General features: G+C 63.6%; 4 protein-coding genes. All 4 read left to right on the top strand.

All coding sequences use genetic code 11. The features are described 5' to 3' along the window. Positions 1–25 precede the first annotated feature (25 nt). Genes AC0Z9V_RS11335 through AC0Z9V_RS11320 form a run of 4 tightly spaced genes read left to right on the top strand, consistent with a single transcriptional unit; the run spans position 26 to position 14442 of the window. Positions 26–1204 carry a hypothetical protein gene (locus tag AC0Z9V_RS11335; protein WP_485141559.1) on the top strand — a complete coding sequence of 393 codons (1179 nt, stop codon included), beginning with the start codon at positions 26–28 and terminating at the stop codon, positions 1202–1204. Then, entirely contained in the window at positions 1204–5811 is a 4608-nt protein-coding gene (locus tag AC0Z9V_RS11330) for an Eco57I restriction-modification methylase domain-containing protein (RefSeq protein WP_485141558.1), read from the top strand. The genes AC0Z9V_RS11335 and AC0Z9V_RS11330 overlap by 1 nt, the downstream gene beginning before the upstream one ends. After that, entirely contained in the window at positions 5811–12176 is a 6366-nt protein-coding gene (locus AC0Z9V_RS11325; RefSeq protein WP_485141557.1) for a DEAD/DEAH box helicase, read from the top strand. The genes AC0Z9V_RS11330 and AC0Z9V_RS11325 overlap by 1 nt, the downstream gene beginning before the upstream one ends. 1 nt (position 12177) lies before the next feature. Further along, on the top strand, positions 12178–14442 hold the full coding sequence (locus AC0Z9V_RS11320; protein ID WP_485141556.1) for a 3'-5' exonuclease: 2265 nt from the start codon (positions 12178–12180) through the stop codon (positions 14440–14442). Positions 14443–14486 lie beyond the last annotated feature (44 nt).

The following is a 14486-nucleotide window of genomic DNA, read 5'->3' as shown; positions in this document are numbered from 1 at the left end:
GCGCCACAAACCGCAGATCACCACCTTGCTCCTGAACCCGCACAACACCCGATTCTCCGGCGACATTAAGGTGCTCACGCGGCTGATGGAACGCGAGCACGAGGCTCACACGGTCCTCAACGACGTCGCCTCCCTCATGGGGCAGTACAGCGTCAAGCAGGAGGAAGACGCCATCCGCGACGTCCTGCTCGGCAAGAAGAACTTCGACGCCGTAGTCAGCGATCCTGACGCGGATACGGACTCAGGTGACCTCTGGGACTTCCTCGACTTCGGGGCACTGCAGGGCAATGGGGAATTCGAGGCCGTCCCGGTGGAGAAGCCGCTCGGTCTCTACTCCACGGACCTGGACTTCCTCGATGAAGCCCTTAAAGAGGCCTTCGGCGATCCGAGCAAGGTCCTCGGCTGGACCGTCCATGCTGGCCACGGCCTCGCCGAGCTTAACCCGCCTTCCGACCTGCAGCACCGTCTGGGCTATCTTCCGCAAGAATACCTGTCCGAGCGGCGCGTCACCGAGCGCCTCAAGCTCGCCACGACCGTCGACGCGGGTACACGGGAACTGAACAGCGCCCGCGAGTCCGACGACATGAGCTGGCCCGAAGCCCACTACCTCGGCCCGCTCCACCCCGTCCTGGAGTGGGCAAGCGACCGGGCCCTGTCGTCGATGTCCCGCAGCGAAGTCCTGGTGGTCCGTGGCGATGTTGAAGCTACCCAGGTCCTGCTCATGGGAACGCTGATGAACCGCCGCGGCCAGGTGGTCTCCAAAGCCTTCCTCGCGGTGGACTTCCCCGCCCCAGACAACCCCACGTTCTGCCTCACCGAACCCCTCGAGGATCTGGGCGAGCATCTGGGCAGCATCGGCTTCGATGCCAAGGCGACCAACCCTGGACCGGTCACAGTGGACGGGCTGCAAGCCATGCTCCCACAGGCGGTGGAAAGCGCTCGTCAGACCATGCAGCTCACATTCGAGGCGGCCGAAGCTTCGGCCAACGAGCGCCTGCAGGCGTGGAAGGACCGGGCCACGGGCTGGACCCAGCTATCCTTCGATTTCGCCCAGCGGGCGGAAGTGAAGAAGCAACGCGAGCGTGTAAACGAGGAGCAGCGCATCGCGGAGTCGCTCGCCCCGGCGCAACGCCTGGTCCGCCCTCTCCTGATTGTCGTTCCCCGAGCCACCCCTGTCGCTGCCCCGGAAGGTGCTGACCAGTAATGCCGTCCTTTGATTCGATCGTTGTAGGCGAAGACTGGGTCAGCGAACACTTCTTCACCACGGATTCCACCAAGGAATCCTTCCAAGCCGAGGTCGTCAAACTCCGGAAGACCTGGGACGAGGCAGCCAAGAACGGCTACTCCACCACCCCGACCCGCTTCGCCGAGATCCGAGGACGACTCCAGGTCCTCCTCGCCGGACTATCGGAAGACCCGGCGGGCGCGTCCGAAGCCTACGCCCTGCTGCGCGGCGCCCTTGGTTTCAAAGGCACCACGACGACAGTCACCTTTGAGCGCAGTGGCACCGAAACGCTCGTCCCCGGCATATGGGCGACGGAGAACTCCGAGGTCATGTTTATCGAGGCCGCCCCGGCGGACGGGCTGGAAGACATACTGTCCACGATCCTGCCGCTCGGGCGGGTCCTGGTGGACGGCAAAGAGCCGTCCCCCGCGCTGACGATTGCGAAGGCCGTGTCCGAGGCTTACCTGTCGGACACGGCTCCGAAGTTCGTTGTCATCATGGCTGGCCGCTGGCTGGTGCTGACCGAACAGGAACGTTGGGCCGAGGGCCGCTACCTCGCCGCTGACGTGCTCCTGGTCGCGGACCGCAACGACACCAAGAAGAACGCCGAGACGGACAGGTTCCTGGCGATGTTCGGGCGCGACTCCCTCATGCCGTCACCGGACGGCTCCATTTGGTGGGACGGCATCCTTGAGGCCTCCGTCAAACACACCGTCGGCGTCTCCCAGGACCTGCGAGAAGGCATCCGCCGCTCTATCGAGATCATTGCCAACGATGTGCTGGATCGTCGCCGTTCAGCAGGTCTGGGCGTCGAGGAAATTGACGGGCAGATCCTGGCGCGCCAGTCCCTGCGGTTCCTTTACCGGATTCTCTTCCTGCTCTACGCGGAAGCCTCCCCGGAAATGGGGGTGCTCCCCGTAGGGGCCAGCGAATACAACGAGGGTTACGGCCTTGACCGGCTGCGGGAGCTGACACTAGTCAACATTCAGTCCCCGGAATCCCGTCGCGGCACTCACATCTACGAATCACTCGCGAGGCTCTTCCACTTGGTGGACAATGGCCACGCTCCGGCAGGTGCAACTGCCTCCGATGATCCCTCGGGCGAGAACGAAGGCCTGCTCTTTCAACCGCTGAAGGCCGACCTGTTCCATGATGCCGCAACCTCGCTGATCAATGACTCCAAGCTCAGCAACGCCGAACTGCAGCGCGTCCTGCAGCACCTGCTGCTGAGCAAGGAGGTTCGAGGCAAAGACCGGGGCTTCATTTCCTACGCCGAACTGGGCATCAATCAGCTCGGGGCTGTCTACGAGGGCCTCATGTCCTATACCGGTTTCATTGCCGCTGTGCCCCTGCACGAGGTGGCCAAGGACGGGAACTCAGAAAAGGGATCTTGGGTGGTGCCGGTAGACCGGTCCGAGTCCATTGAGGCCAAGCATTTCGTGGTGGAGGAGGACGAACGGACGGGGGAGCGGCGCCCAGTACTTCACCCTGCGGGCTCTTTCGTTTTCCGGCTTGCTGGCCGCGAGCGCCAGCAATCAGCCTCCTATTACACCCCAGAGGTGCTGACCAAGTTCGTGGTGTCCCAGGCGCTCGACGAACTGCTGGACCAGAACGGACAGAGAACCTCCGCCGACGACATCTTGGACCTGACGGTCTGCGAGCCTGCCCTAGGTTCCGGCGCGTTCGCCCTGGAAGCTGTCCGCCAGCTCGCCGACGAGTACCTCAAGCGCAAGCAGGATGAGCTCGACGAGCGTATTCCAGCGGACGAGTACCCGCAGGAACTCCAGAAGGTCAAAGCCCAGATCGCCCTGCACCAGGTCCACGGCGTGGACTTGAACTCGACAGCGGTGGAACTCGCCGAAGTCTCCCTCTGGCTCGACACCATGGTGAAGGATCTACAGGCGCCGTGGTTCGGGCTGAGACTGCGTCGCGGCAACTCGCTGATCGGCGCTCGACGGGCTACCTACTCCCGGCAGACAGTGAATGACAAGTCATGGTTGAACAGCGCCCCGCAGGATGCGCCACTCACCGGGCTGGTCGAGGCCATGACTGATGAAAAGGACGATCCAGATGTGGTAGGTCGCATCCACCACTTCTTGCTCCCAGCGGAAGGCTGGGGTGCTGCCGCCGACGCGAAGGAAGTCAAGGACCTGGCAGGGGAGGCCCAGCAGCAGCTGAAGGCCTGGCGTACCAAGATCAGGTCCAAACCCAGCAAGACCCAGGTAGACCGGATGGCGAGCCTCGGGCGCAGGGTTGAATCGCTCTGGAAGCTCACACTCCGCAGACTGCAGGTCGCCGAGGCCGAGGCGCGCCGAGACATTGACTACTTCGGCAAGCGTCCCTCACCTGCTGAGACGGACGATGCAAGCAATGCGGTCCAAGCCGTCACGCGGGAACAGATCGAGGAGAGGCTCAACAATCCTAACGGCGCTTACCAGCGTCTTCGCAGAGTCATGGATGCGTGGAATGCACTGTGGTTCTGGCCGTTGACCGAGCGGGCGACCGGCGGGGCAACACCACCAACTTTGGAGGAATGGCTCGCTGGGCTGGAAACGATTCTTGGATTACAGGGAAAAGAGTCGAAAATGGCGGGACAGCAGGCTTTCGGTGCTGCATCGACTTGGGAAGAACTGAACGACGCCGAGCGGGCTGACCTCGAGTTTGCTCTGGTGTCCGACATCGAGAGCGCCAAGCAGCAGCATGTCTGGTTGCAGGTGTGCGAGAATATCGCCGCCGAGCAGGGGTTCTTCCACTGGGAGCTGGATTTCGCTTCGGTGTTTGGCCGCGGCGGATTTGATCTTCAAGTGGGGAACCCGCCCTGGGTTCGGCCGGATTGGGACGAGAATTCTGTCTATGCGGAGTTTGATCCGTGGTGGCAGCTGAACGACAAACAGACGCAAGCGCAGAAGGTCGAAAAGCAGCTAGAGGCGAAGGTGGATCTTACTCAAATTGAGTTCATGTGTTCCCAAGCTGCCGGGATCGTGGCGGTGCGGGAGTTCCTGACATCACCCGCGTCCTACCCAATCGTGGTTGGCCTCCGTCCCGACTTATACCGGTCGTTCATGGAACGCACATGGCGTTCGATGTCGCTGGCAGGCATTGTGGCAATGGTGCACCCAGAATCTCATTTCACCGAGCAAAAGGCCGCTAACTTACGCGCCGAAACGTATCGCCGTCTGCGTCGACATTGGCAGTTCGTGAACGAGTTATCGCTCTTCGAGATCCATCACCGCGTAACATACGGTGTGCACATTTACGGTGTCCGTCGACACAGTCCACTGTTTCGCATGGCAGCTGCCCTATTTCACCCTGACACTGTGACTCGTTCTGAGGTCCATGACGGGTCCGGAGACGTGCCGGGCATCAAAGACGAGAAAGGCAAATGGGACACTCGCCCTCACTCCGAGCGCATCATCTTTGTGGATGAGACCGCGTTGGCAGTTTGGGCGGACATCTTGGACGAGCCTGGAACGCCTGCAATCCATGCGCGGATGGTTTACCCGGTCAACCGGGCCAGCTCGCGGGTATTGGAAAAGCTAAGCAAGGCACCAAGAGTGCGCGCGCTAGGGCTGCGGTATTCTTCCGGCTGGAATGAGACGAACGACCGAAAGAAGGGCTACTTCGAAGTCGGGTCCGCCGTTCCTGATTCCTGGGACGGCGTCATCATTCAAGGACCACATTTCACCGTGGCTAATCCCTTTTCCAAGCAGCCCAATCCAACAATGAGGAATAATCTCGATTGGAGCGAGATTGACCTCGAGGCGATGGCACCGGACTTTGTCCCACGAACCAGCTACCAGTTGAAGGCAAGCCGGCTGGACTACGATCAGGCGTATCCGGAAGCTGCGGTTGACGGACGAAAAAGAAGTCAGTTTCGTTTGGCGTGGAGGCGTATGGCAGCCGTGACTGGGCAGCGAACTCTTTATCCAACCGTGCTACCGCCCGGGGCGACTCATCTCAACACGACGAGATCCGTGACAACGGTAGCTGAGGATCTCTCCGCAACTGCGCAGATGACCGGATTCTTTGCGTCCCTTCCTGTGGATTTCTTAGTCAAGTCTGCGGGTGTGGCGGACCTGACGGAAACGTTTATCGAATGCCTGCCGATGGAGTTGGATCACGAACTCTCAGGGGAGCTTGTGGAGCGAGTGGCAGCGCTGGTTTGTCTGACTGCCGATTACGCACCGCTCTGGACCACTGTAATCGGGACTCCGTGGTCTGTAGATAAGGGCTTGCGCAGGGCCGAGCACCGAAGGCGCGCCTTGATCGAAATAGATGCGTTAGTCGCCGTCATTCTTGGAATTACTGCGGACGAGCTGTCAATCGTCTATCGAACGCAATTCCCGGTCCTCCGTGGGTATGAACAGAGCGACTTATACGACGGGAACGGGCGCAAAATCCCCGGCGACATGAATCGGCTCTATCGCAAGGTCGGTGAGAACCTGACCCTGGAAGAACGAACCTGGACGCACCCGCAGAGCGGCGTCGAGTATGTCTTCGACTTCCCGTTCAAAAGCTTCGACCGCGAGGAAGACATGCGTAAGGCCTATGCGCACTTCTCGAACATGCTGAAGGAAGATGCCTGATGTCAGAGCTTCTGCCCACAACTCGAGCCGGGGACCTGCGCCGCGGATTGTCCGACTACCTCGCGACCACGTTCGCACTAACGGACGGGAACGCGCAGTCCGCCATCAAGGACTTCCTCGCCGACCCGGAGCGAGGGCTGTTTAAGGGCGCTTACGTCCGGTTGCGACTGCCCTTCGAAACCGCCGAGCAGGGCTGGCGCGACTGCTTGGACTGGTACGAGGGCTTCGAACCCTACGGCCACCAAGCCAAGGCCTTTCAACGTCTCAGTAGTAAGGGCATAGGTGGTGCATGCCGTCGCCCTGAACCAACCCTGGTCACCACCGGCACCGGTTCAGGAAAAACCGAGGCATTTCTCTACCCGATCCTGGATCACGTGCTGCGCGCCAAGCGCGACGGCATTACCGGCATCAAGGCACTCATCCTCTACCCGATGAACGCACTCGCCAACGACCAGGCCAAACGCCTGGCCGAGCTCCTGACCACCTACCCCGAGCTTTCCGGCGTCACCGCCGGTATCTACACCGGTCAGAAGGACACCAACCGCACCCGAGTCGCCCGGGACGGCCTGATCAACGACCGCGACGTTTTCCACCAGGATCCGCCGGACATCCTGCTGACGAACTACAAGATGCTGGACATGCTCCTGCTCCGCCACACGGACGCGCCCCTCTGGGAGAAATCAGCGACCAGCCTGCAGTACGTGGTCCTAGACGAACTCCACACCTACGACGGCGCGCAGGGCACCGATGTCGCCATGCTGCTGCGCCGGCTCGGCCTGACGCTCAAGAACTACTGGCCGAATGACCTCACCGACCGTCCCTACGGGCTTAGCGAGGAAGACGTGGCCCGGCCCCTCGGCCGGGCCACGCCCGTCGCCACATCCGCAACCCTGGGCAGCAAAGGCGACCCGGACGCGATGCTCCACTTCGCCGAGACCGTCTTCGGCGAAGTGTTCCCGCTCGACTCCGTCGTCACCGAGTCAAGGCTCACCCAGGAGACCTGGACAGAGCTTGGCACCGGAACGGTACCGGGCCGAGACTTGAACGCCATCGCCCTCGATATCACCACTACCAACGACACTGTTGCCCAACTGCGTGAGGCTGGTGGCGCCCCCGACGCCGTCCTCGGGCCCGTCGTGAAGACGCTCTTCGGCGAACGCCCCACTGACCTTCTGGACGCGATGCGGACGCATCCACTGACCGCCGCCCTACTGAAGCACGCGAGTACCGCCGTCGGGCTTTCGGACCTCTCGGATGCCATTTTCCCGTCCTATTCACTGCCCACCGACGTCCGGCCGGACGCCGCGGAAGAATTCATCTCCCACGTCATCGCGGTGCTCAGCCTCATCAGGGCCCGCGAGGGGCGGGCGGCGCTGACCGTGGAGACGCACCTGTGGATCCGCGAGATGTCCCGCGTGGACGCCGCCGTCGACACCTCACCGCGCTTCCGTTGGTCCGACGACGGGATCGACCAGTCGCAAGACCTGTTTCTTCCGGCGCTCTACTGCAGGCACTGCGGCCGCTCCGGTTGGGGCGCCGTCCTGGCCCCGACCGGCATGGACCTCGAGCTGGACGACTCCAAGATCCGTGAAGCACGCGTCACGAACAACCCGCGCTTCCGGACCCTCATCTCCGCAGCTGCGGAGGCGGACATCATCGAATTCCATCAGGACGGCTCGGAGGAGGTGCAAGGCCTGCACTGGCTCCACACCGTCAACCGGGGGCTCTCGGCTACACCGCCGAAGGCGGACAGCGCCGACCTCGCCGAGGGGCGGATCATCCCTGTCCTGATGCTCACAGGCAAGGACGCGGACGACGATTCGAAGAAGGACGTATGTCCGTCCTGCCTGGCTAAGGATGGCATCGCCTTTATGGGCAGCGCCATCGCCACAATGCTCTCCGTGAGCATCTCCAACCTGTTCGGTGCCGAAGGGCTGAACGACGACGAGAAGAAAGCCCTCGTCTTCACTGACAGCGTCCAGGACGCCGCGCACCGGGCCGGATACGTCCAGTCCCGCTCCCACACGATGACGCTGCGCACCGCCCTGCGGCGCGCGCTCGGCGAGCAGCCCGCCACGCTCTCGGAACTTGTGGACGCCGCGATCACCCGCGCGGACACGCCCGGCGCGCGCTACCAGCTGATCGCCCCCGAATTCGTAGACCGGCAAAGTTTCCGACCCTTCTGGGATCCGAAGGCCTCCCCTGGAGAACGCGTCCGCGCCAGACGTTTCGCCAAACGCCGGCTGCAGTTCGATGCTCTCCTGGAGCTCGGCCTCCAGTCCCGCACCGGCCGCACCCTGGAACTCACAGGATCCCTGACCGTCGAAACCGACGCCGGCAACCCCACCCGCATGCTCTCCGTGGCGCGGAAGGCCTATGAGGCCGCCCTTCACCAGACGATGATCGGCGAGACCGCACCCACGCAGCAGCAATTGCTGCACTGGATTCGCGGCACGGTGGAGAGGGTCCGGCTCCAGGGCGGCGTGCACCACGAATGGCTCAAGGGCTACATCGCGACCGACGGCAAACGCTGGCAGATCTGGGGTGGACGACCCAAGGGTGAAGGCATGCCCGCATTCCCTTCCGGCCGGTCCGCGCCAGCCTTCCCGCGGATCGGCAGCGCTGCCGCGGCTACCGACAACATGGACGGGGTCACGTCCTCGGCCTCCTGGTATGCGCGTTGGACAGCCCGCTGCCTCGGCGTCGCTCCCGCCGACAGCGGCTACCTGGCGAAGGCACTCATCACCGCACTCGCCGAGGGCGGAACCCTCGGCAGCTCGAAGACCAACTCCGGCGCGGATGTGTACTGGCTCGACCCGGAGAAGATCGTGCTCTCCGTCCCGGACGCCGAGGATCTGGCCGGAGGACGGCACACCGTCCAGTGCAGGGTCTGCCAAGCCATCACCCCCGGTAGCCTCACCGTCATCGACCAGCTGGTCGGGGGCCCCTGCACGCTGGTCCGCTGCGGCGGGACACTGCAGCGGCATGCCGCGGACACCCGTAACTTCTACCGGGACCTCTATTCTTCCCGTGAGAGCAAGCGTGTGGTGGCCCGGGAACATACCTCGCTCCTCGACGACGCCACGAGGATTCTCCACGAGACGCAGTTCAAGTCCGGCGCCGACAACCCCCAGGCACCCAATGTGCTGGTGGCCACACCCACCCTGGAGATGGGCATTGACATCGGGGACCTGTCCTGCGTCATGCTGGCTTCGCTGCCGACGTCCGTGGCCTCGTACCTACAACGGGTGGGCCGGGCCGGCCGTCTGACCGGCAACTCGCTCGTCCTCGCCTTCGTGCGAGGCCGGGGCGAGCACCTGCCCAAGCTCCACGAACCGCTTTCCGTCATCAACGGCGAGGTTCGGCCACCTGCCACCTACTTGGACGCCGAAGAGATCCTGGGACGGCAGTACGTCGCCCACGTCGCGGACCGCTTCGCCCGGGTCGCGGGCCGGGCACATCCAGTCGATGCCATCCAGGCCCTCGGGAGCGTGGCATCCGGATCGTTCATCGGGGATCTGATCGAGGACGCCACGGCGAACGCCCCCGCCTATCTCGTAGCATTCTTGGACCAGTTCGGCGAAAGGATCTCCGCGGACAGCGTCGCCCGCCTGACGGTCTGGGCATCACCCCACGCGGACGGTGAGCCCAGTGACCTCGCTCGTCACCTCATCCGGGCGGCCGCGGAGTGGAAGGCGGACGTCGACGAACTCGACGCCCGCCGCAAGGAGGTCGGCAGCGCCCTGCCCGCGCTGGAGGAGGCCGTCGCCCTGGCTGACCGGCTGGACGACAAGACCTCTGACGCGCACCAGGCCCTTCGCACCGCCAAGGCCACCCTCAAGATGATTCGGGACCAGCTCAAGCAGCTCCGCGGCCAGTACTGGATCTCGGTCCTTGAGGCCTATGGTGTGCTGCCAAACTACACGCTCCTGGACGACTCGGTGAGCCTGGACGTGGGGTTGTCCTGGAAGGACGCGGACACACAAGAGTTCGTCACCGACACGGTGTCCTACAACCGCGGTGCCTCGGTGGCCCTCAGCGAATTCGCGCCCGGCGCCACCTTCTACGCGCAGGGCATGGAGATTCTGATCGACGCCGTCGACCTCGGCCCCCAGCAGAGCCATATCCAGAAATGGCAGGTCTGCCCGCACTGCGGCTGGATCAAGACCGACCTCGGTACGGCTACGGCCGTGCAGAACTGTGTTCGTTGCGGCACATCGGCCATCGCGGACATGGGTCAGGTCCTCGACGTCGTGGTTATGAAAAAGGTCTCCGCCGAGGTCCGCCGGGACGAGGCCGCGATCAACGACCGCCGCGACAACCGCGTGCGGGAACGCTTCACGATCGTCGCCGCGGCGGACATCGACCCGCAGCACCTGCAGAAGCGCTGGTTCGTGGAGGGCTACGACTTCGGTGCCGAGTACTTCAACCGGGTGGACATCCGCTGGCTCAACACCGGAAGAACCGCCTCCAACGGCGGCACGCGCTCCATCGCCGGCGACGACGTGCGGACACCGATGTTCAGGTTGTGCTCGTACTGCGGACAGCTGGACCAATCCGCCAAGGAGAATCTGCCCACCGAACACCGGTTCTGGTGCAGGTACCGGAAGACAGCACAGGAGAGCGTCAAGGAAGTAGTGCTCGCCCGCGAACTGAACACGCAGGGCGTGGTACTCCACCTGCCCCTCGACGTGACCTACGGCGACGACTTCTCCGTTCCGAGCCTCCAGGCAGCCCTATTGTTGGGTCTCCGAGAAGTCCTGGGTGGAGCCCCGGATCACCTCGGTGTGCTGCGGATCAATGATCCGGCGCACGGCGGGAACCGGATCGCCCTCATGCTGCACGACAAAGTCCCCGGCGGCACCGGTTATCTCGCCGAGTTCGCCGATGCCGAGCGCGTATGGGAGCTGCTGCACGCTGCGTGGCGGACCGTGCGTGATTGCAGCTGTCGCTTCGAGGAGCGGTTGGCGTGCCATCACTGTCTCCTGCCCTTCGCCGAGCCGTGGACAGTGGACAAGGTGGCCCGGGCGAGCGCGGAACGCCTGCTCGGGCTGCTGCTGCGCTCCGGTGAGGCAGACCGGGACGGGACCGTTCCGCCGTCATTCTCTGACTGGAGGGTGACTGCAGAGCTGCCCGACCCCAAAATCTCGATCGAATCCCTCCTGGAGAAGCGCTTCCGTAAGGCCTGGATGGACCGGCTTAAGGCGGTGGGCGCACATACCAAGGTGACCCCCGGTGCGCTGGCCGACACCATCACCTTTCGGATCCCCGGGCAGCAGTTCCAATGGCAGCTCATCCCGCAGGTGGATGTCGCCGGAACCCGACCCGATTTCCTGCTCAAGGGACCGCCCGACCCGAACTTCCCCGTGCTCGCGATCTACACGGACGGCTTCACCTTCCATGCGTCCGCGGAGCACAACAGGATCGCGGACGACGCCACCAAGCGCGACAAGCTCCGACACAGCGCTGAACTGTCCGGGGCCGCCGTGCCATGGGCGGTGACCTGGCAGGACGTGGAAGCGTTCGAAGCCGGCCGCGACGCTCCTGTTGCCCTGCCCCCGTGGGCCAATGCGAAGCTCAATGCGCAGCTCATGGCCAACTACCCGGTGAATGCCGCGATCATGGATCTGCTGGGCCGGGACGCGATGACCATGCTCTGGGAATGGGTCAACCGACCCGATGCGGAGGCCTGGGCAAGTTTCTCGGAGCTAGTGCCGCTCATGCTCATGGGCCAACGGCCTGAGCCCGCCGACGCCGACGCGATGTACGAACACGCGTCCGCCCTGGCTCAGGGGGCGAATTCACCCCTTCCTGCCGGGACCGTTACGGCATGGACGTACGGGTTGGGGAGCCTCGGGTTCGCGGCCGCCGGGTCGCCCAAGAGCCTGTCGACGATCGCCGTCGGGCTGTGCCTGGACGACCGGGCGCATGCAGTCGGCTCTCCTGCGCACGAGGCGTCCTGGCGAGAGTGGCTGAGGCTCTCAAACCTCCTGGCGTTCAAGCCGATCGGACTCACGATCGGCTCGGTGCTGTCCACGGTCAGTGCCGCCGGATCCGTGGAGGAAGAAGCCGCGCGGCTGGAAATGTCCGACGGGCTCAACCCATCCTGGCGTGGGTTGCTGGAGCAGGCTACCGAGCTCGAGAGAGCCATTCTGCTGGCGATCGCCGATGCGGACATCAGTGTGCTGCCCGAACTCGGCTTCGAAGTGGACGGCCTGCCGGTCTCGATCGCCTGGCCGGAGTACCAGATCGCCGTCATGCTCGATGGCGACGACGGGCACGCTGAGCTCGAGGCCGCAGGCTGGGCCACCGTGGGAACAGACATCGATGAAATCCGCGAACTGCTGACGACGAGAGGAGCTTGATATGGCGCTGGTCACGTGGATCAAGCAGAAGGACAAGATCGACGGCACCATGAAGAACAAGGTGTACTCCTTCTTCGAGAAGCTCCAGAAGGACGACACCGCGCCCGGGCTCCACATCGAGCCAATGCACACGCCGGCGGACCCCCGCGTGCGGACGGGCCGGATCGACCTCAACTACCGGGCCGTGCTTTTCAAAGTCGCCTTCGACTCCACCCCGCACTACTTCTACTACGGTGCCTGGCCCCACGACGAAGCGATCGATATCGCCCGGTCCAGTGTTCTGCAGGTCAATTCGACCAACGGCGTCCTAGAGGTCATCCGGACGTCCATGCCGAATGACGAACAACCGCACTCACCCACTCCTGATCTCCCGAGCCCGCCGGCACCGGAGACCGACGTCGAACCTCCTGTCCCCGAGGACAGCGAGTCTGTGGAGGTTTGGACCAACCCCCTACTCGGATGCGGAATGGATCCTGCAGCTCTGGTGTCGGAACTCGGGCTTGCCGCCGACCTCGTTGCTCGAGCGTTCGCCGCGACATCAGACGGAGAGTTACTGGATGTTCTGGGCGATGCGCCGGATTGGCAGGCCACAGCGCTCCTCGAGCTTGCTGCCGGCACGTCCGTCACGGAGGTTCGGGAGAAGCTGGCACTGAGCCGCTACGTGGATGACCCGGAGGCGACCGACGAGGAGAAGATCCGGAAGTCGCTCGAGCATCCAGCGACGAGAATGCAATTCACGTTCGTGGGCGACAACTCCGACGAGCTGAAGAAGGTGATCGAGGGCGGGGACTTCGACTCCTGGCGAACCTTCCTGCACCCTGAGCAGCGTGTCTACTCCGAACGCCACTACAACGGTTCCTTCCGTCTCTCTGGTGGTGCCGGGACCGGAAAGACAGTGGTGCTGCTCCACCGGGCAAGGATGCTGGCCCTTGGTGAACCGACGGCGCGCATAGTCCTGACCACCTATACCACCACCCTTGCCGAGTCACTGGAGAACGGCTTGTCGAAGCTGGACCCCGACCTCACCCGGGCGCCGAAACCGGGGGCGCCAGGCATCCACATCTCGGGAGTGGACTCGTTGGTCAGCAAGGTCTTCCGCAGTGCTCAGGAAACCGACCAGCGTCGAGCGATGAAGGATTTGTTCGGGCTCGAGATGTCGGCCCCGGGGAAGACGCTGGAGACGGAGGCCGCGCGCCAGCAGTGGGAGGCAGCTCTCTCGGACGTCGATCACGAGCTCGAGGTCGAACTCGCCAACGCGACCTTCCTCCAGCAGGAGTACGAGACGGTGATCCTGCCCAATTTCATCAGCACCAAGGACGAGTACCTGAAGGTCCCGCGTGCCGGTCGTGGGACCGCTCTGAACAGGACGAAGCGGATCGCGCTCTGGAAGGTCGTCGAGGGGTACCGCTACTACAACAGGATTGAGATGCATGCCTCCTTCGTGGAGGTTGCGCACCTCGCAGCCCTGGTGCTTCGGCAGCGCGCGGATACGGGCGAAGGTCGCCTCATCGATCATGTTCTGATTGATGAGGCGCAGGACCTGCACGCGGGCCATTGGCTGTTCCTCCGAGAACTGGTTCAGGAGGGTCCGAACGATCTGTTCATTGCAGAGGACTCGCACCAGCGCATCTACGGGCAGAAGGTTCCGCTGTCGCGCTTCGGGATCGGCATCGTCGGCCGTGCGCGTCGGTTGACGCTCAACTACCGCACCACTCAGCAGAACCTGGCCTACGCCGTCGGACTCCTGAGTGGTGCGCCGGTGACGGACATCGAAGGCGACCAGGAGTCAGTCAACGGCTACACCTCCTCGCGCGTTGGGCCACGGCCGGAGGAGATCGCCGCCGCTTCGATCGCCGAGGAACTCGACAACCTCGCTGGTCATCTTCAAAGGTGGATGGGAGAGGACGTTCCACTGGAGACCGTAGGGATCCTGGTTCGCGCGAACTTCCAGATCGCGAAAGTCATCAATGGGTTGAGTGAACGTGGTCTGCAAGCGAGGACAGCGGGTGCGGCATCAGCACCCGGTGTGCCGTCGGTGATGACGATGCACCGGTCGAAAGGAATGGAGTTCACACGGGTGGTCCTGTTCGGTATCTCGGACCAGCATCTACCGGCGACGTACCAGGTGCGGAACTTGGCAGCGGCGGAACAGGCCGATGCCATTCTCCGTGAACGCTCGCTGCTCTACGTGGCTGCCACGCGGGCCCGCGATGGCCTGGTCGTGTCGTGGAGCGGCAAGCGGTCGGAGCTGCTCGGTACCAGGTAACAGGGGGCGCCGTCGACGTTCGATCGATCGTCATGAGCGAGCCA

It is taken from the genome of Arthrobacter sp. UYP4, assembly GCF_057291175.1.
Note: the sequence above shows the minus strand (reverse complement) of the source record. Positions and strands in the feature narration are given on the sequence as shown.